The 23,386-nt window shown below is 72.7% G+C and carries 31 protein-coding genes; 15 read left to right on the forward strand and 16 right to left on the reverse strand.

Annotated elements, in window-relative coordinates; all coding sequences use genetic code 11:
- Window positions 1-77: 77 nt before the first annotated feature.
- Entirely contained in the window at window positions 78-314 is a 237-nt protein-coding gene (locus ACSHWO_RS36430; protein WP_361094464.1) for a hypothetical protein, read from the reverse strand.
- 232 nt (window positions 315-546) lie between these two features.
- Between ACSHWO_RS36430 and ACSHWO_RS36435 the strand changes: the two genes are divergently transcribed.
- From ACSHWO_RS36435 to ACSHWO_RS36445, 3 genes are all read left to right on the forward strand, one after another.
- A complete protein-coding gene (locus tag ACSHWO_RS36435) occupies window positions 547-1,020 on the forward strand; it encodes a carboxymuconolactone decarboxylase family protein (RefSeq protein ID WP_361094462.1) in 474 nt (157 codons plus the stop codon).
- A 21-nt stretch (window positions 1,021-1,041) separates the two neighbouring features.
- A complete protein-coding gene (locus tag ACSHWO_RS36440; RefSeq protein ID WP_438319583.1) occupies window positions 1,042-2,019 on the forward strand; it encodes an RNA polymerase sigma-70 factor in 978 nt (325 codons plus the stop codon).
- 138 nt (window positions 2,020-2,157) lie between these two features.
- Window positions 2,158-2,688: a pyridoxamine 5'-phosphate oxidase family protein gene (locus ACSHWO_RS36445; protein WP_385835882.1), complete on the forward strand. Its 531-nt coding sequence runs from the start codon at window positions 2,158-2,160 to the stop codon at window positions 2,686-2,688.
- Window positions 2,689-2,778: 90 nt separating this feature from the next.
- Here ACSHWO_RS36445 and ACSHWO_RS36450 read toward each other — a convergent pair whose 3' ends face one another.
- The 5 genes from ACSHWO_RS36450 to ACSHWO_RS36470 form a co-directional block, all read right to left on the reverse strand.
- Complete coding sequence (locus ACSHWO_RS36450; protein ID WP_361094453.1) at window positions 2,779-3,159, reverse strand: peptidase inhibitor family I36 protein; 381 nt, start codon at window positions 3,157-3,159, stop codon at window positions 2,779-2,781.
- 581 nt (window positions 3,160-3,740) lie between these two features.
- Entirely contained in the window at window positions 3,741-4,304 is a 564-nt protein-coding gene (locus ACSHWO_RS36455; protein WP_438319584.1) for a recombinase family protein, read from the reverse strand.
- A gap of 51 nt (window positions 4,305-4,355) precedes the next feature.
- Window positions 4,356-4,874, reverse strand: a complete 519-nt coding sequence (locus ACSHWO_RS36460) for a hypothetical protein (protein ID WP_438319585.1) — start codon at window positions 4,872-4,874, stop codon at window positions 4,356-4,358.
- Complete coding sequence (locus tag ACSHWO_RS36465; protein WP_438319586.1) at window positions 4,871-5,923, reverse strand: TerC family protein; 1,053 nt, start codon at window positions 5,921-5,923, stop codon at window positions 4,871-4,873. Before ACSHWO_RS36465 ends, ACSHWO_RS36460 begins: the two co-directional genes overlap by 4 nt.
- A 55-nt stretch (window positions 5,924-5,978) precedes the next feature.
- Window positions 5,979-6,488, reverse strand: a complete 510-nt coding sequence (locus ACSHWO_RS36470) for a universal stress protein (protein ID WP_438319587.1) — start codon at window positions 6,486-6,488, stop codon at window positions 5,979-5,981.
- 150 nt (window positions 6,489-6,638) lie between these two features.
- Here ACSHWO_RS36470 and ACSHWO_RS36475 point away from each other — a divergent pair, with 150 nt between their 5' ends.
- The 4 genes from ACSHWO_RS36475 (at window position 6,639) to ACSHWO_RS36490 (ending at window position 8,420) form a co-directional block, all read left to right on the forward strand.
- Window positions 6,639-6,986 carry a helix-turn-helix transcriptional regulator gene (locus ACSHWO_RS36475; protein ID WP_438319588.1) on the forward strand — a complete coding sequence of 116 codons (348 nt, stop codon included), beginning with the start codon at window positions 6,639-6,641 and terminating at the stop codon, window positions 6,984-6,986.
- A gap of 20 nt (window positions 6,987-7,006) precedes the next feature.
- A complete protein-coding gene (locus ACSHWO_RS36480) occupies window positions 7,007-7,264 on the forward strand; it encodes a hypothetical protein (RefSeq protein WP_438319589.1) in 258 nt (85 codons plus the stop codon).
- Window positions 7,265-7,360: 96 nt separating this feature from the next.
- A complete protein-coding gene (locus ACSHWO_RS36485; RefSeq protein WP_438319590.1) occupies window positions 7,361-7,630 on the forward strand; it encodes a hypothetical protein in 270 nt (89 codons plus the stop codon).
- A gap of 454 nt (window positions 7,631-8,084) precedes the next feature.
- Entirely contained in the window at window positions 8,085-8,420 is a 336-nt protein-coding gene (locus tag ACSHWO_RS36490; RefSeq protein ID WP_438319591.1) for a hypothetical protein, read from the forward strand.
- Window positions 8,421-8,495: 75 nt separating this feature from the next.
- Here ACSHWO_RS36490 and ACSHWO_RS36495 read toward each other — a convergent pair whose 3' ends face one another.
- Window positions 8,496-9,056, reverse strand: coding sequence for a TetR/AcrR family transcriptional regulator (locus ACSHWO_RS36495; protein WP_438319592.1), 561 nt, complete (start codon window positions 9,054-9,056; stop codon window positions 8,496-8,498).
- 96 nt (window positions 9,057-9,152) lie between these two features.
- Between ACSHWO_RS36495 and ACSHWO_RS36500 the strand changes: the two genes are divergently transcribed.
- Complete coding sequence (locus tag ACSHWO_RS36500; RefSeq protein ID WP_438319593.1) at window positions 9,153-9,755, forward strand: DUF2867 domain-containing protein; 603 nt, start codon at window positions 9,153-9,155, stop codon at window positions 9,753-9,755.
- Window positions 9,756-9,849: 94 nt separating this feature from the next.
- Here ACSHWO_RS36500 and ACSHWO_RS36505 read toward each other — a convergent pair whose 3' ends face one another.
- Both ACSHWO_RS36505 and ACSHWO_RS36510 read right to left on the reverse strand, forming a co-directional pair.
- Window positions 9,850-10,923: a DUF6745 domain-containing protein gene (locus ACSHWO_RS36505; RefSeq protein WP_361094444.1), complete on the reverse strand. Its 1,074-nt coding sequence runs from the start codon at window positions 10,921-10,923 to the stop codon at window positions 9,850-9,852.
- Between the two features lie 14 nt (window positions 10,924-10,937).
- Complete coding sequence (locus ACSHWO_RS36510; RefSeq protein WP_361094441.1) at window positions 10,938-11,264, reverse strand: hypothetical protein; 327 nt, start codon at window positions 11,262-11,264, stop codon at window positions 10,938-10,940.
- 191 nt (window positions 11,265-11,455) lie between these two features.
- Here ACSHWO_RS36510 and ACSHWO_RS36515 point away from each other — a divergent pair, with 191 nt between their 5' ends.
- From ACSHWO_RS36515 to ACSHWO_RS36535, 5 genes are all read left to right on the forward strand, one after another.
- Window positions 11,456-12,412, forward strand: a complete 957-nt coding sequence (locus ACSHWO_RS36515) for an STM4015 family protein (RefSeq protein WP_438319594.1) — start codon at window positions 11,456-11,458, stop codon at window positions 12,410-12,412.
- Window positions 12,413-12,422: 10 nt separating this feature from the next.
- The gene (locus tag ACSHWO_RS36520) at window positions 12,423-13,529 is read left to right on the forward strand and encodes an STM4014 family protein (RefSeq protein ID WP_438319595.1); all 1,107 of its coding nucleotides are present in this window, start codon (window positions 12,423-12,425) and stop codon (window positions 13,527-13,529) included.
- 94 nt (window positions 13,530-13,623) lie between these two features.
- Complete coding sequence (locus ACSHWO_RS36525; RefSeq protein WP_361094739.1) at window positions 13,624-14,430, forward strand: STM4013/SEN3800 family hydrolase; 807 nt, start codon at window positions 13,624-13,626, stop codon at window positions 14,428-14,430.
- Window positions 14,427-15,845 (forward strand): STM4012 family radical SAM protein, encoded by a 1,419-nt coding sequence (locus ACSHWO_RS36530; protein WP_438319596.1) that lies wholly within the window; start codon window positions 14,427-14,429, stop codon window positions 15,843-15,845. The genes ACSHWO_RS36525 and ACSHWO_RS36530 overlap by 4 nt, the downstream gene beginning before the upstream one ends.
- A gap of 10 nt (window positions 15,846-15,855) precedes the next feature.
- Window positions 15,856-16,755, forward strand: coding sequence for an STM4011 family radical SAM protein (locus ACSHWO_RS36535; protein ID WP_438319597.1), 900 nt, complete (start codon window positions 15,856-15,858; stop codon window positions 16,753-16,755).
- Here ACSHWO_RS36535 and ACSHWO_RS36540 read toward each other — a convergent pair.
- The 7 genes from ACSHWO_RS36540 to ACSHWO_RS36570 all read right to left on the reverse strand — a co-directional run bounded on the left by ACSHWO_RS36540 (window position 16,650) and on the right by ACSHWO_RS36570 (window position 22,262).
- Window positions 16,650-16,982 (reverse strand): Dabb family protein, encoded by a 333-nt coding sequence (locus ACSHWO_RS36540; protein WP_404240185.1) that lies wholly within the window; start codon window positions 16,980-16,982, stop codon window positions 16,650-16,652. The genes ACSHWO_RS36535 and ACSHWO_RS36540 overlap by 106 nt on opposite strands.
- Window positions 16,983-17,051: 69 nt before the next feature.
- Entirely contained in the window at window positions 17,052-18,020 is a 969-nt protein-coding gene (locus ACSHWO_RS36545; protein ID WP_438319598.1) for a branched-chain amino acid transaminase, read from the reverse strand.
- Entirely contained in the window at window positions 18,017-19,435 is a 1,419-nt protein-coding gene (locus tag ACSHWO_RS36550) for a phenylacetate--CoA ligase family protein (RefSeq protein ID WP_385835966.1), read from the reverse strand. The genes ACSHWO_RS36545 and ACSHWO_RS36550 overlap by 4 nt, the downstream gene beginning before the upstream one ends.
- Window positions 19,436-19,501: 66 nt before the next feature.
- Window positions 19,502-19,795 (reverse strand): DUF1330 domain-containing protein, encoded by a 294-nt coding sequence (locus ACSHWO_RS36555; protein ID WP_361094420.1) that lies wholly within the window; start codon window positions 19,793-19,795, stop codon window positions 19,502-19,504.
- A gap of 47 nt (window positions 19,796-19,842) precedes the next feature.
- A complete protein-coding gene (locus tag ACSHWO_RS36560; protein WP_438319833.1) occupies window positions 19,843-20,661 on the reverse strand; it encodes a PhzF family phenazine biosynthesis protein in 819 nt (272 codons plus the stop codon).
- The gene (locus ACSHWO_RS36565) at window positions 20,651-21,622 is read right to left on the reverse strand and encodes an ornithine cyclodeaminase family protein (protein WP_385835981.1); all 972 of its coding nucleotides are present in this window, start codon (window positions 21,620-21,622) and stop codon (window positions 20,651-20,653) included. Before ACSHWO_RS36565 ends, ACSHWO_RS36560 begins: the two co-directional genes overlap by 11 nt.
- Window positions 21,609-22,262, reverse strand: coding sequence for a hypothetical protein (locus ACSHWO_RS36570; protein ID WP_385835986.1), 654 nt, complete (start codon window positions 22,260-22,262; stop codon window positions 21,609-21,611). The genes ACSHWO_RS36565 and ACSHWO_RS36570 overlap by 14 nt, the downstream gene beginning before the upstream one ends.
- A 338-nt stretch (window positions 22,263-22,600) precedes the next feature.
- Between ACSHWO_RS36570 and ACSHWO_RS36575 the strand changes: the two genes are divergently transcribed.
- Together ACSHWO_RS36575 and ACSHWO_RS36580 are read left to right on the forward strand one after the other, a co-directional pair.
- Window positions 22,601-23,023: a hypothetical protein gene (locus ACSHWO_RS36575; RefSeq protein WP_438319599.1), complete on the forward strand. Its 423-nt coding sequence runs from the start codon at window positions 22,601-22,603 to the stop codon at window positions 23,021-23,023.
- A gap of 162 nt (window positions 23,024-23,185) precedes the next feature.
- Entirely contained in the window at window positions 23,186-23,350 is a 165-nt protein-coding gene (locus ACSHWO_RS36580; protein WP_361094405.1) for a hypothetical protein, read from the forward strand.
- Window positions 23,351-23,386 lie beyond the last annotated feature (36 nt).

The following is a 23,386-nucleotide window of genomic DNA, read 5'->3' on the forward strand; positions in this document are numbered from 1 at the left end:
CCGGTCGTGCGGGCGGCAGCGACCACCTGGACCGGACCGGCGCCTCCCCGCCGTGGACACCTCCGGCGGCCACGTCGCTAGTGCAGGTGCCAGGTGAACTTTCCGCCGCCCACCCATCGGACGGTGTCCAGGTCGTCGAGGTCGTGGATGCTGACCCCCGCCTCCGCGGCGATCAGGATCACGTCGGTCATGGACGTCGCCGTACCGACGACCTCCCCGTCGACCTCCACGATCCGGAACGGCGGATCGCCGGGCTGCACCGTCAGGACGGTCACCCTCGGGGAGGACATGTACGGGCTCGCGCTCTCAGTCATACAGAAATCTTCCACGCCGACCCCCGAGTCCGCCCGACCAGCGCGCCGCGCCCCGGGCGGCTGCGGGGACGACCGAGCAGGCCGTCCGGCTCCGGAGGCGACCGCTGCGCCGTCCGGACGGGGCCACCGACCCGGGTGACGCAGGTCACGTCCACCCGTGTCACAGGGCGTCGAGCTGTCTCGTCTCGGGTGTGTACGCACTCACACCGGCACCGCACCGAGGGAGCACACCATGGACGCGCGACTGAACCTCCTCACCAGCCCGACCGCCGGCAAGGCCTTCAAGCACCTCATGGCGGCGGGCAGGGCGGTCAAGGAATCGCCGCTTCCGAACGCGACACAGGAGCTGGTCGCGCTGCGCGTCAGCCAGATCAACGGCTGCGCCTCCTGCATCGACATGCACACCAAGGACGCCGCCGCGGCCGGCGAGACCCCGGTCCGCCTGCACCTGGTCGCGGCCTGGCGCGAGGCCACGGTGTTCACCGAGGCCGAGCGCGCCGCGCTGGAGCTGGCCGAGGAGGGGACCCGGGTCGCGGGCGCGGCCGGCGGGGTCGACGACGAGGTGTGGGCGCGTGCCGCCCTGCACTACGACGAGGAGCAGCTCACCGCCCTCGTCCTCCTGGTGTCCTTCATGAACATGGCGAACCGGTTGAACGTCATCACCCGGCAGCCGGCCGGGGACTACGTGCCCGGGCAGTTCCACTGAATCCAGGGGAGAGGAACCAGCATGACCAAGGCCGATGCCGATGCCTACGCCGATACCGACGGCGACGTCCACGACCACGTCGACGTCGGCGCCTTCGAGGAGCTGCGGCCCCTGCTGTTCTCGATCGCCTACCGGATCCTGGGCAGCGTCAGCGAGGCCGAGGACGCGGTGCAGGAGACCTGGCTGCGCTTCGCCGCCTCGTCGACGGTCCCCACGTCCACCAAGGCCTTCCTGTCGGCCACGGTGACCCGCATCTCCATCGACGTCCTGCGTTCCGCGCGGGTGCGGCGCGAGGAGTACGTCGGCCCCTGGTTCCCCGAGCCGCTGCTGAGCGACCCGTACCAGGACCCGGCCCGCTCGGCGGAGCTGGCCGACTCGGTGTCCATGGCGGCACTGCTGCTGCTCGAGCGGCTCAGCCCGCTGGAACGGGCGGTGTTCCTGCTGCGGGACGTGTTCGGGTTCGGCTTCGACGAGGTCGCCGAGGCCGTGGGCCGGTCGGAGGCGGCCTGCCGACAACTGCTCGTACGGGCACGACGGCACGTGCAGCAGGGACGACCACGCTTCGCAGCGGACCGCCAGGAACGACAGGAACTGGCCACCCGCTTCTTCGACGCCCTGCAGAACGGCGACGTGCACGGGCTGCAGGCCCTCCTGGCGGCCGACGTCCAACTCGTCGGGGACGGCGGCGGCAAGGCCCCGCAGCTCGCCCGGACGATCCTGGGCCCGGAGAACGTGTCCAGGCTGCTCGCCGCGGTCTTCCCCTGGCTGGCCCGGATCGACGTGACGCTCGAACGGCACGAGGTCAACGGCCAGCCCGGCGCGATCCTCCGCGACCGGGACGGCAAGGTCCTGCAGGCCATGGTGCTGGAGGTGCTCGACGGCCGGATCCAGACGGTCCGCACGGTGGTCAATCCCGACAAGCTGGGCCATCTCGGGCCGGTCGCCGACGCCTGGGCCGTCGGCCGCGAGCTGAAGCAGGTGCGGCGGCACACGAGCTGACCCGTTCGACCCCGCACCGCAGAGAGCCACTTCTCCACGGCGCGCACGGGCCGCCCGCAGCCGCCGACGGTGCCCCGCCCGAGGGCGGGGCACCGCAAGTCCGCGTGGGCACGCGTGTTGCTTGGATACAGTGAGGTGATGCGCGAAACGCCAGAAGACCTCAAAGAGCTCCAGGCCCTCCTCGACGCTTCACTGTCCCGTTCCGGCTCGCACCTCCGCTCCGTCATCAACGCCGAACGTACCCTGACCGCGGAGCAGCTCACCCGCGTACTGACCGGCATGTGCACCCTCGCCCTGTCCACCGTGACGGCGAAGGGCGAACCGCGGATCAGTGGTGTGGACGGGCACTTCCTGCGCGGAAAGTGGTATTTCGGCACGGCGCGCGACGCCGTCAAGGCCCGCCATCTGGCCGCGCGCCCCGCCGTCAGCGCCGCGCACATGCGCGCTGAGGACCTCGGCGTGTTCACCCACGGCACGGTCGAGGTCCTCAACCCCCAGGACGGGGAGCCGGCCGCGGACTGGCCGGAACTCCTCTCGTACTTCAAGGACTTCTACGGCGATGACCTCTTCGACTGGGACAACGAGGTCGTGTACTACCGGCTGCATCCGCACTGGATGACCGTCTACGCCGCCGACTTCGCGAAGCTCACCGCGCCCACCCGGGACTGACCGCCCGAGGCCGTGATCGACCAACGCCCGCCCCTTTCCCGGAGCCGGGAGCGGGGCGGGGGCGGGTGTGCGGGCGATCGTGCGGTGTTCCTAGCAGCGGACGGAAGAAGCCGTGTCGTTCTCGGACGGCAGCACGTTGACGCGGTAGCGGTTCTTCATGTCGTGGCCCTCGCCCCCGCTGTAGGCGTCGGTCCACCAGAAGCAGGTGGTGCCGGTGTCGTTGGACCAGGAGGACATCGTGTCGTTGAAGCCGTAGGCGCCCAGCCACGGCAGGTGGTCGCCCGCCTGCAGGGCGATCCCGCCCCCGCCGAAGTTGACGTCCCGGTACAGGCACAGGCTGCGGGACGGACAGTTCGACCCGTCGAAGGTGGACACCGACGCCCGGGCTGCGGCCGGCTCGGCTGCTGCGGGGGCGGCGGCCAGGCAGGCCGCGGTGAAGGTGGCGAAGAGCAACGGGACGAGACGACGCATCAGTTCCTCCAGAAGGATTCGCAAGGTGATCGGGCGGCGGGTGCGACGGCCGCCGCCGGCTCCCCATGAGGGGCAAGATCAACCTAGAAAGCAAGAACGTTTACGCCCCAGCCCACGGTGCGTGGGCTCACCCGAACGGACGCGGCGCACACGGTGCACGGACGAGCGCATGCCGGGGCACAGCGGTCGCCGGCAGGGTGACCGTCCCGAGGGTGGGACGCGAGCGTCCTCCTCCCCCGCGGGAGGGAGACGGATCGCGTCCGCAGGGCGATCCGCCCGTGGTGCGGGAGCTGCGATCTTCGATGCGCGGCGGGCTTGCGGTACCCGCCGGACCGGATCGGGGAGGCATGCATGTCCCGCAGAGCCATGGGCGCGCCGACGGGTGCCGGACGGCTCCGCACCGCCTGGCGGGCCGCGCACCGGCCGGTGGCCGGGGTCCCGGCGCGGACGCGGCGGCTCGCGTACGCCGTTCCGCTGCTCGTGCTGCCGTCCGGTGTCTGGCGGTTGCCCGCCTCGTATGCCTCGGTGTGGGGTGCCGTTAACGAACGGCGAACCAACCGGCAGGTGGCTGAGCGTGAGGCTCAGGCTGTGAGCTCCTCCTCGGCGAGGATGCGGTAGACGGTGGCGACCGAGGGGTGCTCGCCCTTGTTCTTGCCGGAGGAGATGACGAGCTTGCGGGCAATCTCGGGGACGGGGACGTTCTGGGCGCGCAGGGCGCGGGCGTAGGCGGCCATGTCGTCGTCGATGACCTTGGGCCGGCCGCCGTGCCGGCCACGCTCGCGGGCGGACGCCTGGCCTTCGAGGGACTTCTCCCGGATGTACTCGCGTTCAGACTCGGCCATGCCGGCGAAGAACGCGAACAGGGCGGCGCCGTGTCCGGAAGGGTCGTAGACGCCTTTGAGCGGGCCGGTGAGGAGTTCGAGTTCGATGTCGTGGTGACGTAGGTCCTCGGCGATGGTGAGCAGTTCGGCGGCGCCGCGGCCGAGGCGCTTCATCTCGTGGACGGTGAAGATGACCCGCTGGTGGGGGACGGCCTTCTTGATGGTGCGGGCGAAGTCCAGGGCCCTGGTGAACTCCGGGCGGACCTTGATACGGCGTCGGGGATCAATCGAACCGTGGTTGGAGCTGAGATTGATCTTGAACATGGACAGGCCCCGGCCGGGTTGGCCAGGGCCTGCGTAGGGAGTGTGCCGGTGTCAGGGGTCGGCTGCCATGGCATGACTCCTGGAGCGCGGGTCGGTGATGCGGTTCAGCTCCCGGGTGATGGGTGAGGTGTATCCGGTCAGGGGCACCGGGCTGAGGGCCACGGCGGCGCCGGTGCGGCCGGCGAGCCGTTCGACGAGGTCGGCGGGCAGTGTCCGGTAGGGGTTGGTGCGGGCGGGCACGACCAGGATGGCGGTCCTGACCGGCCCGGCGCGGGCGATGACGGGCAGTACGGCCAGGATCGCGTCGGCTTCGGTCCGGATGCGGCGCCCTCGGGCCAGGTGCAGCAGGGCCTTGATGCTGAAGCCGGTGCTGCGGACGACGGCCGCGACGGTCACCGGGTGCCCGGTGCGGGCGGCGTGGTCGGCGGCCCGGGCGGCCACGGCCTGATCGGCGCGGGAGCCGGTGAACAGGGCCAGCACGGGGCCGTCGCTGCGGAGGGTGAAGGGATAGTCGTGGACCTCGGATGCCGGGGACGTAGCGGCGGGCCGGGGGCTGTGGGTCGTGGTCATGGCGATTTCTTTCCGTGCGTGCCGCGGGTTGCGGGCTGTTCGGGTGCGGGGGCCGTCTCGTCGTCGCGGTCGGCGGGAGCGGTCCCGGTCACGGCCGGGACGTCGGCGGTGTCGGCGGGCTGGTTGCGGGTGGCGATCAGGGACCAGGCGATGGAGACGGTGATGGTGGCGGCGATGACGCCGAGGGTGAGGGGGATGGGGAGCTTGCCGACGGGGGTCTCGGACAGGATGAGCTTGACGCCGGCGAAGGCGAGGAGGACCGCGAGGCCGTAGTGGAGGTAGGCGAAGCGGCGCAGGAGTCCGGCGAGGCAGAAGTACAGGCTCCTGAGGCCCAGGACGGCGAAGGCGTTGGCGGTCCACACCAGGAAGGTGTTGGTGGTGATCGCGAGGACGGCGGCGACGGAGTCGACGGCGAAGATCAGGTCGGTGGCCTCGACCGCGACCAGGACCACGAACAGCAGCGTCGCCACCCGCTTGCCGTTGCGACGGATGAAGAACTTGTCGCCGTGGAACTTGGGGTCGGTGGGGATGAGCCTCTTGACCAGGCGGACGACGGGGTTGCGGTCGGGGTGGACCTCTTCGTCCTTGGAGACGGCCATCTTCCAGCCGGTCCAGATCAGGAACGCGCCGAAGAGGTAGGCGGTCCAGAAGAACACCTGGAGCAGTTCGGCGCCGACGAAGATGAACACCAGTCGCGCGGCCAGGGCGCCGAGGACGCCCCAGAAGAGGACTTTGTGCTGGTAGGCGTCGGGGACGGCGAAGAAGGAGAAGACCAGGGCGAAGACGAAGACGTTGTCGATCGACAGGGCCTTTTCGATCAGATAGCCGGCGTAGTAGGTGGAGGACACCTCCCCGCCCTGCCACGCCAGCAGGATCAGGCCGAAGCCCAGGCCGATGGCGATCCAGATCGAGCTCCAGATCGCGGCTTCCTTGAAGCCGATGACGTGGTTGTCACGGTGGGCGATCAGGTCGACGGCGAGCATCACGCAGATGCCGACGGTGACCGCCGCCCACACCCACAGCGGGACGGGGAACGACAGGTCATTCATCGCGGAACGTTTCCTCTCCAGGAGCCGGACGGCAGGTCACCAGCGGGCGGCGCGGTCACGGCGCCGGTGATTGCAGGGGCACCCAGGCGGCGGGGGCGATGGCGTGGACGAAAGGGCCGCCGCGCAGGGCCGCGGCCTCGATCAGGGCGTGTGCGTCGAGCCCGTGCGGGCCGCGGCGGGCGGCCACCACGTCCGGGGCCCGGTGGCGGGAGGCCAGTGCCAGCAGCTCCTTCGCCGCCGCCAGCCGCGACCCGTTGCTTGGAAGCAGGTGGAACACCTCGGGGATGTAGCCGGTGGCGTGCGGGCCGACCTTCGGCATGACCCGGGCCAGGACCGCCCGCACCGACGGAGAGGCCGGACCGAGGGGGGAACGCCTTACGTGCGGGGGCATCACGGCGATTAGCAGCAGCGGAACCCGGCGGGCCAGCGCCATGCGGGCGGCCGCCTCGGCCACCGTGACATCGTCGATGTGGTCGGTCAGCACCGCCGCCACCGGCTGGACCAGGCCCGCCCGCGCGACGCGGGGAGCACGGTCTCGGTGGGGGTGGGAGAGCAGTCGGGTCATGGCGCTTACCCGCCTTCCTTAACAGGAGGAATCCCCTCCAGAGTCACCCCACCACCTGACATGCGTCAACAGTTACGCGAAAACTTTTTCGCTAATAAAGGTTCGCGCGAGGGGGTGAACATGCGAAGCAGAGTTCGTATGATGGAGGTCATGAGTAGCTCATCGGCACGCGGCGACCAGTGGACGTTCCTGACCAACCACGCACGGGTGCTGCTGTGGCTCGCCCGCGACCCGGAAGTCCGGCTGCGGGACGTCGCCGCCGGCATCGGCATCACCGAGCGCTCGGTGCAGATCATCGTCGCCGACCTGGAGGCGGCCGGGTACCTCACCCGCACCCGGGTCGGCCGCCGCAACCGCTACACCATCGACCCCACCGTGGCCCTGCGCCACCCCTCCGAGGCAGACCACCCCGTCGGCGACCTCCTGGGCGCCTTCCTCCACCGCGAGGACACCCCGGAGAGCGCAGGCGCCGAGCCGGAGGCGGCCACCGCGCCGTGATCGAGGAGCCGTTACCGCCGGTGGCGTGTGAGGTCATCGCGGGGCAGGGCAGCGGCGAGCCCCTCGCCGAGAAGGACCTTCCGCACTGGCCCGACTGGCCGGTGTTCCCGGCGGACGCCGCACATGCGGCGGGCTGCGAACTCGTCATGCTCGGCTACATGATCTGGCCCGACACCCTCACCCCCGACACGCTCATGGGACGGCGCCCGCTACCGGACCAGAAGGCGTGGTCGGCGCAGGTCGGCGACTTCGCCCAGCTACAGGCCGCCGGAATCTGACACCGGCCGCCTTCGGGTTCCGGGGAAGCCGGCCCGGGCGGGGGGATCCGGGGCGGCCCGCGCGGGCCGGCCAATGCCGACCAGTTCGCCGCTGCCATGGAGGACATCGCCACCAACGGCCTGCCGTCGGTGGATGCGTGCACCCCGGGGGAGGAACTGCGCGAACAGCACCTCGCCGCCTCGCCGCCTCGCCGCCTTGCCGCCTTGCCGCCTTGCCGCCCAGCGTCCCGCCGTCGCCTGACGGCCGCACGGTACGGCCGGCGCCACCCCCGGATCGCCTTCTGCGACCCGGGGGTGGCGCAACCGGAGAACATCACCAGCGAGGCCGAGGTCCACGCCCTGGACCGACCGCGCTCAGGACCGTGACCGTGGTCGTCGTGGCCTGCATCGAGGTCTGGGCCGTCTCTTCCGGACCTTGCTCCCCCGGCTACCGCTGGGACGTGCCTCCGGAGAGCGATCGCCCTTTCCGGCTCGCGGGGTGGACCACTCGCTGGCGCGGTTGGCGGGGGCTGCAGGGTGGAGCCGTTGGCTGCCGACCGGGGTGTTCCGCAGGGGCTGCCAGGAGGCAGGCGGGCAGCAGCTCCCCGCTGAGGGCGGGAGCCGGATCTTGCGGGTCGGCGACGGACGGTGTTGGCTCTCTTCGGATCATGCCCGGCGACGGTGCTGGGCGAATCGACCAGGGGGGAACCCACATGCGTACTCACCGAGTGAACGGACTCGTGGCAGCTGTCGCCGCGTCCGGCTTAGCGGCCGGCCTCGCTCTCGCGACCGGCACGGCCGAGGCCTCTTCCCATACGTCGGCTCCGATACCGAGCCCCACATGCACGCCGACTTCGACGTCAGGTCCCACGTACTCGCCGGTGCCGACCTCCGCGCCGGTCCCGACGTACACACCGACCCCGACGTCCACGCCGACTTCGACGTCCGGCCCCACGTACTCGCCGGTGCCGACCTCCGCGCCGGCCCCGACGTACACACCGACTGCGACCCGCACGCCAGCCCCGACCCTCGTGCCGGTTCCGACGTCGAGCACTACATGCATGCCGGTCCCGACCGCTGCGCCGACCCCTACCCGCGGGCCGGTCCCGACGTCGAGCCCCAGCTCCACGCCGCTCCCGAGCTCGGCGCCGGCTCCGCGCACCTGACGGTGGAGTAGAGCGGGCGCAGCGGTGCGTGCGGCTGTGTGGGCACCATCCCGGCGGTAGCCGGGGGAGCAGGGTCCGGGACGGGCCTAGCGCAGGAGCCACTGCCTCGTCAGGTCCATCACCTCGTCGCGGGTGCGGGCGCCGTGGTCGGCGGCGACGACGTAGCTGCCGAGCCGCACCGAGAACGTGAGCATGCAGCGGACCTCGACGTCGTCCTCGTCGGGGCAGAACTCGCGGAACAGCGAACGCAGGTAGTCCATGCGCCGGTTGTCGACGCGGCGCAGCCGTTCCGCGACGCCCTTCTCGCGCCGGGCCCAGTCGCGGATCGCGAGGTCGAGGGCCACGCCCGTCGCCGGCTCGTCGCCGATCGAGGCGACGAGCGTGAACAACCGGTCCAGCCTGGCCCGCGCGTCCCCGCCGCCGTTCTCGACCTGCTCGATCACCGCCTCGGTGACCGCGCGCTCCCACGTGTCGAGCATTTCGTCGAGCAGGGCGCCCCGGTTGCGGAAGTACCCGTAGAAGCCGCCCTTGCTGACGCCGAGGGCCTGGGCCAGCGCCTCGATCCGGACGGCCTCGGGGCCGCCGGCGGCGAGCGCCCGGAGCCCCTCCTCGATCCACTTGACGCGTGGTGTGCGGGTGGCGCCCACGGTGTGTCTCCCCTCACGTCCCACCGATCTATACGGTCCCGTATGGATCAGTGCTAGCCTTCTTCCATACGGCATCGTATAGATAGGGGCTTGCTCGTGAGACTCCCGAAAACCGCCCACACATCCCGCCCCTGGCGGATTCACGAGATCGCCGGCGACTTCCACGTCGAGGACGTCTGGGCGCTGCCGACCCCCGGGGGACCCGACGACCTGGCGTTGCTGGTGGACCACTTCGCGAACGGCGAGGGGGATCCCGTTCCCTCGCCCGTCGGGCGGGCGCTGTTCGCCCTCCGCTGGAAGCTCGGGGCCCTGTTCGGCTGGGACGACCCCGCGGACGGCCTCGGATCCCGGGTGCCGACCCTGCGCGACCGGCTGCCCGCGGACCTCCGCGAGGGCGCGCGCGGGCCGGACCTGAAGGCGGTTCCCTTCACCTCCGTCTACCAGACGCACGACGAGTGGGCGGCGGAGATGGCCAACAGGACGATGCACGGGGTGATGCACATCAGCTGGGTCCCGGACGGGTCGGGCGGCCACCGCGGCCAGATGGCCGTCCTGGTGAAGCCGAACGGGCGCCTCGGCTCCCTGTACATGCTGGGCATCAAGCCCTTCCGGTACCTCGGGGTGTACCCGGCGCTGATCCGGAGCGTCGGCCGCGAGTGGCGGAAGGGTGCCACCGCGAGGGAGGCCGGCGCCGCCTAGAAGGCAGTGCCTCGACCGACTCCACGGCGCGTTGCGGCGCTGCCACTCCTGCGTGGTGGGCCCGACGGGTGGTGTGCGTGTGGCGGTCGTGCCGTCAGGTCTCGCGCAGCGGCTCGTACGCGTCGGCGGCGATCCCGAAGGTCCAGGCCACGCCCTGCCGGGCGGTCCGGGTGTCCGGGGGCACCCGCAGCCAGTACGTCCGGTGCGTACCGTCCGGCTCCGGCGTCGAGTTGACGACCTCCACCATGACGACGTCCTCGTCGTCCGGCAGGGGTATGCGCCACAGCACGCCCGCCCCGTCCCGCTGCACCGGCTCCGCCCCCGACTCGTCGAGGTAGCGGTCGTAGCCGTAGTGCTCCAGCATCACCCGGCGCAGCTCCGCGTTCTCCTCCGCGCGGATGCGCTCCGGCGTCAGCGCGTCCAGCTCCGCCAGGAACCCGGCCGGTACGGGCATCCCGCGCCACGCGTGCAGCGCGAAGCCGTCCGGGAACGCCAGGGCCGGGCCGTCGGCGCGGTCCAGGCGGCCCGCCTCGTCCCGGTGCAGCTCCACCGGCCGCTCGCACACCACGGCCAGCGACTCGTACGGCCACCACCAGCCGGCCGACCGGGCCACCGCCGCCAGCCCCGCGAGCGGGGTACCCGCCCCCGGCCCGAACGCGCACAGCCAGGCCGCGTCGTGCTGGCCGAGCACCGCGTCGAGGAGCAGCAGCCGCACCTCGGCCTCCTCGGAGCGGTCCTCCGCCAGCTCCTCGACCAACCCCGCCCGGATCCGGTCCGCCAGCCGCTCGGTGTTCTCCCACAGGCGGCCGCCGGTCGCGGCCCAGCGCCGCCCCCAGCCCAGCGGTCCCAGCAGCCCGTGCAGCCGCTCGCGCTCGGCCGCCCACGGCCGGCTGCGCACCCCCTCGCGGACGCTGCGCCCCCTGACCCGCGTCCCCCACGCCCCGTCGGGGTCGCCCAGCAGGCGGACCGCGGCCCGGGGCGAGTCCGCCCACACGATCCGCTCGGGCTCCGGCAGGCCGGCCGCCCGGTAGGCCAGGCGCACCCCTGCCTCCGCGGCCGCGCGGTCAGCGGCCCCGGTGGCGACCGCGGCCGCCCGCCACGCGTCGGTTTCGTCCGTCCAGGCCGCTACGGTCTCTGCGGTCTCCGTCTTCACGGTCTTCGTGCTCATCGCGTCACGCCCCCTCAGTCCGCCACGATGCGTACGGCGCCCGGTACGTACTCCCGCTGGCGCACCACCCGGTACCAGCCCTTCGGCAGCGGTATCGCGGCGTGCTCCTCGTGCACCACGCGGCCGCCGTCGGGCAGGTGCAGCAGCTGCGGGCCGAACGGGCCCGGCTCCCGTACGAGGCGGCCAGGGCCCACCACCGCGTGCGCGTGCCCCGTCACCTCGCCCTTCGCCAGCACCATGCGGCCCCGCCCGTCGCGCGGTTCCCCCGGTCCTTCGGCCGCGTGCGCCGGCACCGCCGACTCCGCGAGCGGCACGATGAGCACGTCCCCCTGCCGGTACATACCTGTCCCCTCCCCACGCGCCGCCAGGTGCGCCGCCTCCCTCACCACGCTAGGGCGGGGGTCTGACAGCGGCCGTCCGCCGCCCCCGACAGGGGCGGTGTCGGAGCCGCTTGCTACAACTGGCAGCACATCGACGCGGCGCACACGCGGCACACGCTGCGCACACAGCACACCAGGAACGGCGGGGAACCATGAGCTACGCGAGGCATCTGACGGAGTCGTACGGCCTCCCCGTCTTCACCTTCCCCGGCCCGGACGACGAGGACCCGACCCTGCCCGAGGCGGACGCCGTGGCCTGGCGCATCGCCGCCGACGCCTACGACGCCGAGGAGACCTGGCCCGAGGCGTTCGCACGCTTCACCGCCGCCGTCGACACCACCCTCGTCCGCGCGATCGTCGTCGGATCCTGGGACAGCGCCTACGACAGCGGGCCGGAGGACATCATCGAGGCGCTCGTCGAAGCCCGTGACGAACTGCCGGCCCTGCGCGCCCTCTTCCTCGGGGACATGGTGTCCGAAGAATGCGAGATCTCCTGGATCGTCCAGGGTGACGTCGGCCCGCTCCTCGACGCGTTCCCGGCGCTGGAGGAATTCGGGGTCCGCGGCGGCACCAGCCTCGTCGTCCCGCCCTTCACCCACCGGCGGCTGCGCTCCCTCACCGTCGAGACCGGCGGCCTGCCGGCCCGGGTGGTCCGCAACATCGCCGCGAGCGACCTGCCGTCCCTGGAGCACCTCGACCTCTGGCTCGGCACGGACGAGTACGGCGGGGACAGCCAGCTCTCCGACGTCGCGCCCATCATCGACGGCGACCGCCTGCCCAGCCTGCGCCACCTGGCCCTGCGCAACAGCGAGTACCAGGACGAGATCGCCACGGCCATGGCGTCCGCACCCGTGGTCGCCCGGCTGGAGACCCTCGACCTGTCCATGGGCGTCCTCACCGACGAGGGCGGCGCGGCCCTCCTCGGCGGCCAGCCCCTCTCCCACCTCAAGAAGCTCGACCTGCACCACAACTACCTCAGCGACCCGCTGAAGCAGCGCTTCCAGGACACCCTGGAGGGCGCCGGCGTCACCCTCGACCTCGACCGGGGCCACGCCGAGGAGGACGAGTGGGACGGGCGCACCTGGCGCTTCGTCGCCGTCGGCGAGTAGCGAGCCGGCCGTGACGCAGCACGCACCCCCGCGCTGGGCGGTCGTCGGCAACCCGGAGAACCGCCGCGTCGCCCTGTTCACCCGGGCCGTACGCGAGGCGGGACAGCCCGCGCCCCGCATCGTGCCCTGGGCCTCCGTCCTGCGCGGGGGCGGTGCGGCCTTCGCCGCCGACGAGCTCGTACGCCTCGACTCGCCGGGGGAGGACCCCGAGGTCGACCGGCTCCTGCGCGGCGTCGCCGACCCCACCCGGGTCGAGGGCGGCGCCCGCTGGTACGCCCGCTTCACCGCGGCCGTCCGGACCATGAGCGGCGGCCTCCGCCTCGACGACCCCGACGAACTGGCCGTCCTGTTCGACAAGCGGCACTGCCACCGCGCCCTCGACCGCGCGGGAGTGCCCGTACCGGCGTCCCCGACCTCCGGCGGGGCCGTGCCCGTGCGCGGCTGGGCCGACGTACGGGACCTGATGGCCGCGCACGCCATGCCCCGCGCGTTCCTCAAACCCGCCCACGGCTCCTCCGCGTCCGGTGTCGTCGCCGTCGAGACGGCCGGCCGGGGCCGGATCCGGGCCACCACCTCCGTCGAGGCGGCCGAGGACGGCGGCCTGCACAACTCCCTGCGCGTGCGGCGCATCACCAGCGAGCGGGAGACCGCCGCCCTGGTCGACGCCCTCGCCCCCGACGGGCTGCACCTCGAACGCTGGTGGCCCAAGGCCTCCCTCGGCGGCCGGGCCGCGGACCTGCGCGTGGTCGTCGTGGCCGGCCGCGCCACCCACGCCGTCGTCCGCACCAGCCGCTCGCCCATGACCAACCTCCACCTCGGCGGCAGCCGCGGCGACCTCGCGGCCGTCGCCGAAGCCGCGGGCCCCCGCTGGGCCGACGCGCTCGACATCTGCGAACGGGCCGCGGCCTGCTTCCCCGGCACCCTGTGCGTCGGCGTCGACCTGCTGCCCGCCGTCGGCTGGCGGCGGTTCGCCGTCGCCGAGGTCAACGCCTTCGGCGACCTGCTGCCCGGTCTCACCGGCCTGCCCGGAAGCGGGGCCGAGGGCCTCGACACCTACGCGGCCCAGGTCGCCGCCGCACCGCACCACATCGCAAGGAACCACCGTGCACCTGCCTGACACCGACCCGCTGCCCCCGGAGGGCCTGCCCCCCGAGGGCCTGCCCGGCACGAACGCGTCCGGCCCGAACGGGCCCGACGCGGACGAGCCCGACATGAACGAGGTCGTCGGCCGCGACGACCTGCTCCTGCTCACCCTCGACACCCTCCGCCACGACGTCGCCGTCGAGCTGGCCGCCGCCGGCCGCATCCCGCACCTCGCCCGCCACCTGCCCGGCGGCGCCTGGGAGCGGCGGCACGCCCCCGGCAGCTTCACCTACGCCTCCCACCAGGCGATGTTCGCCGGGTTCCTGCCCACGCCCGCCGCGCCCGGACCGCACCCGCGGCTGTTCGCCGCGCGCTTCGCCGGTAGCGAGACCACCGCGGGGCGCACGTACGTCTTCGACACCCCCGACCTGGTCTCCGGCCTCGCCGCGGCCGGGTACCGCACGGTCTGCATCGGCGGAGTCGGCTTCTTCAACAAGCAGGGCGCCCTGGGCGGCGTACTCCCCGGCATGTTCCAGGAGAGCCACTGGGAGCCCGGCTTCGGCGTGGCGTCCCCCACCTCCTTCGAGGCCCAGGTCGAGCGCGCCGAGCAGGTCGTCGCCGCACTCCCCGCCGACCAGCGGCTGTTCCTCTTCCTCAACGCCTCGGCGCTGCACCAGCCCAACTGGTTCCACCTCCCCGGCGCCACCCGTGAGGCCGGGGACACCCGCGCCAGCCACGCCGCCGCCCTGGAGTACGTCGACCGGCACATCGGCCGGCTGTTCGCCGCGATGAGCTCCCGGCGCCGCTGCTTCGCCATCGTCTGCTCCGACCACGGCACGACCTACGGCGACGACGGCTACACCGGCCACCGCCTGGCCCACGAGGCCGTGTGGACCGTGCCGTACGCCCACTTCTTCCTGGAGCCGTCCGCATGACCGCCCCCGCCGCCCCCGCCGCGCCCGTCCCCGCGCCCGTCCCCGCTCCCGCTCCCGCTCCCGTCCCCGTGACGGCGCCCGCGGTGCGCCCGTACGAGAGCTACGTCTACGCCTACCCCCACAAGACCGCGTACCGGCCGCTGCCCGACCGCCCCGCGCTGCGCGACCTGTGGCGCGGCGAGACCAAGGACGCCCTCTCCCTCTACCTCCACATACCGTTCTGCGAGGTCCGCTGCGGCTTCTGCAACCTGTTCACCCGTATCGGCGCCCCCGACGGCCTCACCGGCCGCTACCTCGACGCCCTCGACCGCCAGGCCGCCGCCACCCGCGAGGCGCTCGGCGACGACGGGCCGGTCCGGTTCGCCAACGCCGCGTTCGGCGGTGGCACGCCCACGTTCCTCACCGCGGACGAGCTGACCCGCCTGTGCGACATCGCCGAGCGGCGCATGGGCGCCGACCTGCGCGCCGTCCCGCTCTCCGTCGAGGCCTCGCCCGCCACCGCGACCGCCGACCGGCTCGCCGTCCTCGCCGAGCGCGGCACCACCCGCCTCAGCCTCGGCGTCCAGAGCTTCGTCGACGCGGAAGCCCGGGCCGCCGTACGGCCCCAGCGCCGCGCCGACGTCGAGGCCGCCCTCGGCCGGGTCCGCGAGGCCCGCATACCGGTCCTCAACATCGACCTCATCTACGGCATCGACGGCCAGACCCCCGCCCCCTGGCGCACCTCCCTCGACGCCGCCCTCGCCTGGGCACCCGAGGAGCTGTACCTCTACCCCCTCTACGTCCGCCCGCTGACCGGCCTCGCCCGCCGCACCGCCCACACCGACCGCGCATGGGACGAGCAGCGCCTCGCCCTCTACCGGCAGGGCCGCGACCACCTCCTCGCGCACGGCTACGAGCAGGTGTCGATGCGCATGTTCCGCCGCCCCGGCGCAGCCCCTCAGGGACCCGACGACCACGCCTGCCAAACCGACGGCATGATCGGCCTGGGCTGCGGCGCCCGCTCCTACACCTCCGCCCTCCACTACTCCTTCGACTACGCCGTCGACATGGGCGAGATACGGGCGATCGTCGACGACTACACCGCCACCGCCGACTTCGGGCACGCCGTCCACGGCCGGTACGTCGACGGGGACGAGGCCCGCCGCCGGCACCTCCTGCAGTCCCTCCTCCAGGCACGGGGCATGCCCGTCGCCGACTACCGCGAGCGCTTCGGCACCCACCCGTACGACGACTTCCCCGCCGAACTCGGGGACTTCGCCGCCCGCGGCTGGCTGGAGGAGACCGCCGACCCGGGGTGCGGGCCCGCCGGCCTGCTGCGCCTCACCCCGGACGGCCTCGCGCACTCCGACGCGCTCGGCCCCGCCCTCTTCTCGCCCGCCGTCCGCGCCGCCATCGCCGCCTACGCACCGAAGTAGGGCTCCGCCCATGGACCTCACGATCCTCTACCGCGGCCCCCTCGCCTCCTGCGACTACGACTGCCCGTACTGCCCCTTCGCCAAGCGCCGCGACAGCCCCGCCCTCCTGCGCGCCGACCGGGCCGCCCTCGAACGCTTCACCGACTGGGCGGCGGCCGCCACCGACGACCGCCTGTCGCTGCTGTTCACCCCCTGGGGCGAGGGTCTGGTCCGCTCCTGGTACCGGCGCGCCCTGGTCGACCTCTCGCACCGGCCGCACGTCGAACGCGTCGCGATCCAGACCAACCTCAGCTGCCGCACCGACTGGCTCGCCGGGGCCGACCTCGACGCGCTCGCCCTGTGGTGCACGTACCACCCCGGCCAGACGCCCTACGACCGCTTCCTGTCGAAGGTCCGGGACCTCGCCGAGCGCGGTGTCCGCCACAGCATCGGCATCGTCGGCCTGCCGGAGAACCTCGCGCACGCCCGCCGCCTCCGAGCCGACCTGCCGGCGCACGTCTACCTGTGGGTCAACGCCGCCGAGGGCCACACCTACACGGACGCCGAGGCCGACACCTGGACCGCCCTGGACCCCCTCTTCCCGTACAGCCGGCACCCGCACCGCTCCGCCGGCCTGCCCTGCCGCACGGGCCGGTCGGTGGTGTCGGTGGACGGCGAGGGCACCGTCCGCCGCTGCCACTTCGTCCGCGCCGAGCTCGGCAACCTCTACGACGGCTCCTACCGCGCCGCGCTGGGCCCGCGTCCCTGCCCGCTGGCCGTCTGCGACTGCCACATCGGCTACGTGCACCTGGAGACGCTGCCGCTCTACGACGTCTTCGCCGGCGGCGTACTGGAACGGATCCCCGCCGCCGCGAAGTCCGCGACCACCCAGGTGGCGATCTCGCGCCACAGTCCGACGCCGCGGACGTGATCGGGGTGGATCAGGTAGCGGTCGACGGCCTCCCGGTCGGCGAACGTGCCGATCAGCGCGAAGTCGTAGGCCACCGGCCGATCGGTCAGGTTGCGCCCGTACTCCCAGCCGAGGATCTCCTCGATCCGGTCCGGGTGGCCGGCCGTGGCCGCTTCGGCCGCCCCCGCCCGGGGATCGGACCAGTCGATGCCGGGCTTGAAGCGGAACAGGACGGTGTGGCGGATCATTTCCTTCTCCTTCCGTGGCTTCCCTGCGTGCCTGCCTGCTCTCGTGCTCTCCTCGCGCTCCGGCGCTCCTCAGAGGCGGACCGCCGTCCTGTGGACCGGCGTCAGCCAGTCGGCGGTGTGGGGGTCCCGGGCGCGGACCGCACGCTCGTAGGCGTCCATCACCCTCCGCGTGACGGGGCCCGGGGCACCGGAGCCCACCGGGCGGCCGTCCATCGAGGTCACGGGGACGATCTCGCAGCCGGTGCCGGTCAGGAAGATCTCGTCGGCCGTGCCGAGCTCCGACCGCAGGACCGTGCGCTGCTCGACCTCGACGCCCTCGTCCCGCCGCAGCAGCGAGATCACCGAGTCCCGGGTGATGCCCTCCAGGATGTCGGAGGCGTGGGACGGGGTCGCGACGCGTCCGGCGCGGACGAGGAAGACGTTGGCCGTGCTGGCCTCGGCCACGTGTCCGGCCTGGTTGAGGAAGACCGCGTCGTCGTATCCGGCCTGCGTCGCCTCGTCGGTGGCCAGCGCGTTGTTGGCGTACGCGCCGGTGATCTTCGCCCGGGCGGGCAGCGAGCTGTCCGGGATGCGCCGCCAGGAGGACACCCCGCAGGAGATGCCCTCCTTCGGTACGTAGCTGCCCATCGGCAGGCTGACCACGGTCAGCGAGGAGGACACCCCCTGCAGCCGGACGCCGAACGGCACCCCCGGCTCCAAAGCCGTCTTGTACGCGAGCGGCCGGACGTACGCGTCGCCCGTGTGGCCGTTGCGCCGCAGCAGTTCGGCGGTGATCTCGACCAGCTCGTCGGCGCTCGGGCCGACCGCGATGCGCAGGAGGCCCGCCGAGGAGATCATCCTGCTGAAGTGGTCACGGGCCCGGTACAGGTGGGAGGTGTCCGGTCCGGCCGCGTACGCGCGGATGCCCTCGAAGACGCCGGTGCCGTACTGGAGGGCCTGGAGGCCCGGCCCCAGCCGCACCTCGGCGGCGGGCACGAACGCGCCGTCGTGGAACGCCCACTGGCCGCGGTCCGGGGCGGCACTGCGCCCGGCGCTCACCGCGCGTCCCGCTTGCGGGCGATGGCCAGGGCCGCCTCGCGCTCGGCGTCGACCGCCGTCCGCAGGTCCTGCACGCGCGCCGCCTTCCAGCTGACCATGGCCCCGGTCGTGGTGATCGCGCCGATCCGCGCGGTGCGGACGGTCAGCGGGCAGCCCCAGGCGTCCGCGGCCGACGCGACGAGCGCCGCGCCGGCCTCCTCGTCGGGGGCGGCCAGTTCGAGGTCGACGGTGAGGACGTCGACGCCGGACTCCCGGCCGATGGTGATGTGGTAGTCGCGGCAGCCCCGTACCCGGGACAGCACGAAGTCCTCCAGCTCGTAGGCGGTCACGGTCCTTCCGTTGAGGTCGATGCGATCGCGGACGCGCCCCATCGGCGTCAGGACCTCCGAGGGGTAGCTCTCCCCGGGGCCGGTGGGCTCCAGCCGGACCAGGTCCCCGGTCCGGTACCGCACGAGGGGCTTGGCGCCCTGGTACAGGTGCGTGACGACCAGTTCGCCCTCCCGCACCTGCCGGGCGTCCGGTGCGACGGGCTGCCCGCTGTCCGGGTCGACGACCTCGTAGTACACGTTCTGCGGGACGGTGCGCAGCCGGCCGTCGACGTGTGCCAGTCCGAGGATGGAGGCCTCCTGGGAGGCGTACATGCAGCTGTACGCCCGCGCGCCCCAGAGGTTCCCGAGGTTCTCCAGCAGCTGCGGGGTGACCAGTTCACCGACGAACATCAGCAGCCGCAGGTCGAAGTCGGTGGCCGGGTCGAGGCCCGCCTCGCGGGCCTCCTTGGCCAGGGTCATCGCCATCCCCGGCGTGCAGAACACCGCGGTCACGCGGAGTTCGCGCAGCATCTGCAGGGCGCGCTCGAAGCCGACGACGGGGGAGTGCGGCCACATCTTGACGACGGCGTGGCCGAGGTTGCGGCAGACGTCGCCGAAGGTGTCGCCCGTCGAGTGCAGTTCGGTCGGCCCCAGCACGGCGACGACGTGGTCGTCGCCGTGCTTGTCGAACACCTCCCGGTAGGCCACCGTGAGGGCGGCGTTGTTGACGACGGAGTCGGTGTTGTCCCGCGGGCAGGGAGTGGCCGGGCCGGTGGTGCCGGTGGTCTCGTAGAACACCCATGACTCGCTCACCGGCTTGGAGAGCAGGTCGTACCGGCCGTCCCGCAGGTCCTGCTTGGTGGTGAAGGGCACGGTACGGGCGTACTCGGCGGCGTCCAGGCCGTCGATCCCCGGTTCCGTGAGATCCGCCAGCCGCTCGGCGTAGAAGGGGGAGCGGCTGCGGGTGTAGCGCAGGGTCTCGCGGAGGCCGCGCCACTGGTGGGCCGCAAGGCGTTCCCCGCTCCACCGCCCGTCGTGGAACTCGCGTTGCTGAGCGACCGAGCGCCGGGCGAGGGCGTCGAGCTCGTCGTCGAAGATGGTGAACACGTGAAGCGGAACCTTCCTGGATGCGTGCGTGGACGAACTGGTTCGGCGGTGCCGGCGCGGCGCGGCTCAGCCGGCGCTTTCGAGCAGGACGAGCTCGGTCCGCGCGCTGCCCGTCCGCAGGCCCGCGATCGCGCGGTACTCGGGGGACGCGAACCAGGCGCGGGCGCTCGCGCCGTCCGGGAACTCCATCAGCGTCAGGTGGACGGGGGACCAGTCGCCCTCGAAGACGTCGACCTTCCCTCCCCTGATCACGAAGCGCCCGCCGTGCCGTTCCACCGTGGCACCCACCAGGCGCCGGTACTCGGCGAGTTCGGCGCTCGTCTCCAGCGTGGTCACGTTCCCCAGTACGTACGCGGGCACGGCGTGCCCCCCTTCCGTTCCGTTCCGTTGCGTTGCGTTGCGCCGGGTCACTGGACGGACGTGCCGGCCGTGATGGTCACCGCGGTGCCGCCCAGCAGGACGTGGTCGTCGGCGACGGTGACGTGGACCGTTCCGCCGCGGCGGGACATCTGGTAGCCCCGCAGCTCGGTACGGCCCAGCCGCTCGGCCCAGTACGGGCCCAGGCAGCAGTGGGCCGACCCGGTGACCGGGTCCTCGTCGACGCCGTACGCCGGTGCGAAGAACCGGGAGACGAAGTCGAACTCCGTGTGGGAGGCGCCGCGGGCGGTCACGATCACCCCGCGGGTGGGCACGCCGCCGAGGGCGGCGAAGTCGGGCTTGAGGTCGCCCACCACCTCCGCGTCGGCGACCTCCACGAGGTAGTCGAACCGGTTCCGGCCGATCCACACGGGTTCCACGCCCAGCGCCTCGCACAGGCCGGCCGGCCGCTCGGCCTCGACCGCGCGCTCCGCCGGGAAGCGCATGACGATCCCGTGGCCGTTGCGGTGGACGCTGAGGACGCCGCTGCGGGTGTGGAAGTCGATCTGCCGCTCCCGCGCCCCCCGCTGCCACAGCACGTGGGCGCTGGCCAGGGTCGCGTGGCCGCAGAGGTCGACCTCCTTGACCGGGGTGAACCAGCGCAGCTCGTACCCGTCGCCGCGGTCGCTGACGAACGCGGTCTCGGAGAGGTTCATCTCCCGGGCCAGGGACTGCATCCACGTCGCGTCCCGGGGCTCCTCCAGCAGGCACACCGCGGCCGGGTTGCCCGTGAACGGGCGCTTCGCGAACGCGTCGACGACGAAGAGCCGGGTGCCCCGCAGGCTCGACGGCCGCACCTCAGACGTCAGCACCGGTACCGCCCTTCCGTGCCCGCGCCCGTGTGACGATCGAGAATCCGGCGGCGACGTCCTCGACGGCCAGCCCCAGGGACTTGAACAAGGTGATCTCCTCCGGCCCGGTGCGTCCTTCGGCCGTGCCGAGGAGCACTTCCCCGATCTCGCCCCTGATGTCCTTCTCACCGATCAGGCCTTCGGCGATCGGGTCGCAGAGGTCACTGGACTCGTTGAGCGCCGACTCCCTGCTGTCCACGTAGATCCGGCAGCGGGCGACCTCGGCGGGGGCCAGTTCCCGGGCCCCGCGCACCGACGCGCCGACGGCGTTCACGTGGGCGCCCGTGGCGAGGTGCCCGGGCAGGACGACGGCCCCGCTCGCCGAGGTCGTCGTGCACACCAGGTCCGCGCCGCGCAGCGCGTCCTGCGCGGTGGCCGAGACCTCCACGGCCACGCCCCGGCCGCCGGCCCAGTCGCGGAAGGCCCGCGCGTGGTCCGCGGTGCGCGACCACACGCGGACCCGGCGGACGTCCCGCACCAGGCGCATGGCTTCGAGGTGCGTACGGGCCTGGGTTCCCGAGCCGAGAATCGCGAGATCGCCCGCATCCTCCCGGGCCAGTGCCCGGGTCGCCACGGCGGATACCGCGGCCGTGCGAACGGCCGTGACGGCGCTGCCGTCGAGGACCGCCGACAATTCACCGGTGACCGGGTCGAACACGCAGACCGTGCCGATGTGCGTGCCGAGTCCGCGGGCCCGGTTCCCGGGATTGTGCATGATGGCCTTGAATCCGTATCCGAGGCCCTCCACATGGGCCGGCATCATCGCGAACACCCCCTCCTCGGAAGGCGGCGCGAGGACCGAACGGAGCGGCTGGGTCACTTTTCCGGAGGAGAATCCGCGCAATGCGTCCGCCATGACGGAAATCGCCTCGGCCATGGGGAAAGCGGCACGGACCTCCTCCCCGTCAAGCATGAGCATGGGTCGTCCTCCGTACGTCGGCGGTTTCCGTGGCGAGCGGGGTGAACGCGTCGTCGTCCGTCGTGAAGACGGACCAGAGCATCCTGATCACGCGGGTCCTGGAAATGAATTCCAGGCCGGTGGCCTCGACGGCCGGTCTGGTCGTCAGGGCCAGGTCCGTGATGCCGTCCCGCGCCGCCGCGGCGGCCATGCTCGTCGACGTGACCTGTAGGATCTCGCGGTCGGTGAAGCCGCTCGGCAGGAGCTCGTCCACCAGCGGGCGCGGCGCCGGGTGGGTGGCGACCACCGGCCTCTCCGGGACGGGCCGGCCGGGCACCCGGGCGATTCCGTAATGCGGGGTGTCCATCACGAAGACACCGGCGAGCGTGAGTCGGGTGTTCATGTAGAACTCGCTGATCCCGCTGTACGCGTTCGCCACGACCAGGTAGTTCACGTCACGGTTGAGGAGCGCTTCGGCCGCGTCCTCGTACGTCCGGTGCAGCTCGATGTTGCGCATCTCGGGGGCGGTACCGTCCAGGCTCTGCCAGACGACGCCCGCGGCGACTTCGCTGCTCGTTCCAGCGGGACCCAGGGTGGCTATTCCCGGACGGTCGTGAAGGGCGGCGAACGAAGGCGTCAGCCAATTTACCATCTGCCTCATGTGTGCGGTTCCTCCGAAAGGCTCCGGTGGGCGGCGCAAAAGAAAAGCGGCCGTGACGGGACACAGCCGGTCCGATGCGCCGCCGGGTGAGGGAATATGAAGACGCTAACCCCATCCGATAGGGAGAAGCCATGAATTCGCGCCTACGAGCGTGAAACTGCCGATCGAAGGTGCCCCTTGGTGCCGCGGCCCGCGGCCGACCGGCACCGGCACCGGGGGCACCGTTCCCCGTGCCGGTCCGGGCGGCGCGGGAGCCGGGAACGGGGCGGGAGGGGAACAGGACCGGCAGACGGCACCGTGTCCCCCCGAGGCACCAGCCCGTTGCAGAGGAGCATCACGTGGGACACCCGGACCGGCCGCCGACCGCGGGCCGACTGAGCCGTACCCTCCAGGACCTGTCGGCCGTCGAACGGTGGGCCGAGCACATCGGCACCGAACGCCCCCCGGCGAGCGCCGGCCACAGCGGCCCCGACGGCGGCTACCGCGGCTGGGACGGGATCGAGTTCGGCGTCGACACCATGACCCGGACCGGCATGCACCACATCACCCACATCACCGCCCGGCGCCGCAGCGGCACCGGCCCGGCCCCCGAGCCCGCCGAGGGCGACCGGGCCGTGCTGCGCTCCTCGGTACGGGCCCTGCTCGACATGGCGGGGCACGAGTCCGGGCCCGCGCACACCGTGGTCGCACTGACGCCCCAGGGCCCCCGCGTGCTGTCCTGCCGGCTCCGCGGCGCCACGGACACCGACCGCAACCCCTAGGGAGGTGACCGCAGCCGCCCCCGGTCCCGCTCGTTCCCGCAGGCCAGGGGCCCGCTCCCGTTCGGTTCCCGGGGACGGGAACGGAGCGGGAACCTCTGGGGAAGTGCGCCAGCCATATTCGGGGTGTCGGACAGAGCAGGCGCAGACACAGGGGGCGGAAACATGGGACGCAAGCTGACCAAGTCGATCGGGATCGTCGTCGCGGCGCTGGCGCTGGGGCTCGGCGCGGCGGCCGGCATCGACCACCAGACGGGGCAGCAGGGCGGCCACCACATCTCCGCGGAGGACAAGGGGCCGACCGTCATCATCCCCACCCCCAAGGGCTGACGGCCCGACCAACACCACAGGCGGCCCGCGAGACAC

The sequence above is a fragment of the Streptomyces pallidus (ex Mingjun et al. 2026) genome (genome assembly GCF_051550185.1).
In the GTDB taxonomy this organism is placed as follows: domain Bacteria; phylum Actinomycetota; class Actinomycetes; order Streptomycetales; family Streptomycetaceae; genus Streptomyces.

Coding starts and splice junctions, on each gene's coding strand:
- ACSHWO_RS36510 (WP_361094441.1), bottom strand. CDS start 11,264: ATGTACCGGCAGGGGGACGTGCTCATCGTGCCGCTCGCGGAGTCGGCG.
- ACSHWO_RS36470 (WP_438319587.1), bottom strand. CDS start 6,488: ATGACCCGACTGCTCTCCCACCCCCACCGAGACCGTGCTCCCCGCGTC.
- ACSHWO_RS36540 (WP_404240185.1), bottom strand. CDS start 16,982: ATGATCCGCCACACCGTCCTGTTCCGCTTCAAGCCCGGCATCGACTGG.
- ACSHWO_RS36475 (WP_438319588.1), top strand. CDS start 6,639: ATGAGTAGCTCATCGGCACGCGGCGACCAGTGGACGTTCCTGACCAAC.
- ACSHWO_RS36455 (WP_438319584.1), bottom strand. CDS start 4,304: ATGTTCAAGATCAATCTCAGCTCCAACCACGGTTCGATTGATCCCCGA.
- ACSHWO_RS36450 (WP_361094453.1), bottom strand. CDS start 3,159: ATGCGTCGTCTCGTCCCGTTGCTCTTCGCCACCTTCACCGCGGCCTGC.
- ACSHWO_RS36445 (WP_385835882.1), top strand. CDS start 2,158: ATGCGCGAAACGCCAGAAGACCTCAAAGAGCTCCAGGCCCTCCTCGAC.
- ACSHWO_RS36535 (WP_438319597.1), top strand. CDS start 15,856: ATGGACCTCACGATCCTCTACCGCGGCCCCCTCGCCTCCTGCGACTAC.
- ACSHWO_RS36530 (WP_438319596.1), top strand. CDS start 14,427: ATGACCGCCCCCGCCGCCCCCGCCGCGCCCGTCCCCGCGCCCGTCCCC.
- ACSHWO_RS36580 (WP_361094405.1), top strand. CDS start 23,186: ATGGGACGCAAGCTGACCAAGTCGATCGGGATCGTCGTCGCGGCGCTG.
- ACSHWO_RS36460 (WP_438319585.1), bottom strand. CDS start 4,874: ATGACCACGACCCACAGCCCCCGGCCCGCCGCTACGTCCCCGGCATCC.
- ACSHWO_RS36515 (WP_438319594.1), top strand. CDS start 11,456: ATGAGCTACGCGAGGCATCTGACGGAGTCGTACGGCCTCCCCGTCTTC.
- ACSHWO_RS36570 (WP_385835986.1), bottom strand. CDS start 22,262: ATGAGGCAGATGGTAAATTGGCTGACGCCTTCGTTCGCCGCCCTTCAC.
- ACSHWO_RS36440 (WP_438319583.1), top strand. CDS start 1,042: ATGACCAAGGCCGATGCCGATGCCTACGCCGATACCGACGGCGACGTC.
- ACSHWO_RS36505 (WP_361094444.1), bottom strand. CDS start 10,923: ATGAGCACGAAGACCGTGAAGACGGAGACCGCAGAGACCGTAGCGGCC.
- ACSHWO_RS36490 (WP_438319591.1), top strand. CDS start 8,085: ATGCACGCCGACTTCGACGTCAGGTCCCACGTACTCGCCGGTGCCGAC.
- ACSHWO_RS36565 (WP_385835981.1), bottom strand. CDS start 21,622: ATGCTCATGCTTGACGGGGAGGAGGTCCGTGCCGCTTTCCCCATGGCC.
- ACSHWO_RS36465 (WP_438319586.1), bottom strand. CDS start 5,923: ATGAATGACCTGTCGTTCCCCGTCCCGCTGTGGGTGTGGGCGGCGGTC.
- ACSHWO_RS36525 (WP_361094739.1), top strand. CDS start 13,624: ATGAACGAGGTCGTCGGCCGCGACGACCTGCTCCTGCTCACCCTCGAC.
- ACSHWO_RS36435 (WP_361094462.1), top strand. CDS start 547: ATGGACGCGCGACTGAACCTCCTCACCAGCCCGACCGCCGGCAAGGCC.
- ACSHWO_RS36485 (WP_438319590.1), top strand. CDS start 7,361: ATGGAGGACATCGCCACCAACGGCCTGCCGTCGGTGGATGCGTGCACC.
- ACSHWO_RS36430 (WP_361094464.1), bottom strand. CDS start 314: ATGACTGAGAGCGCGAGCCCGTACATGTCCTCCCCGAGGGTGACCGTC.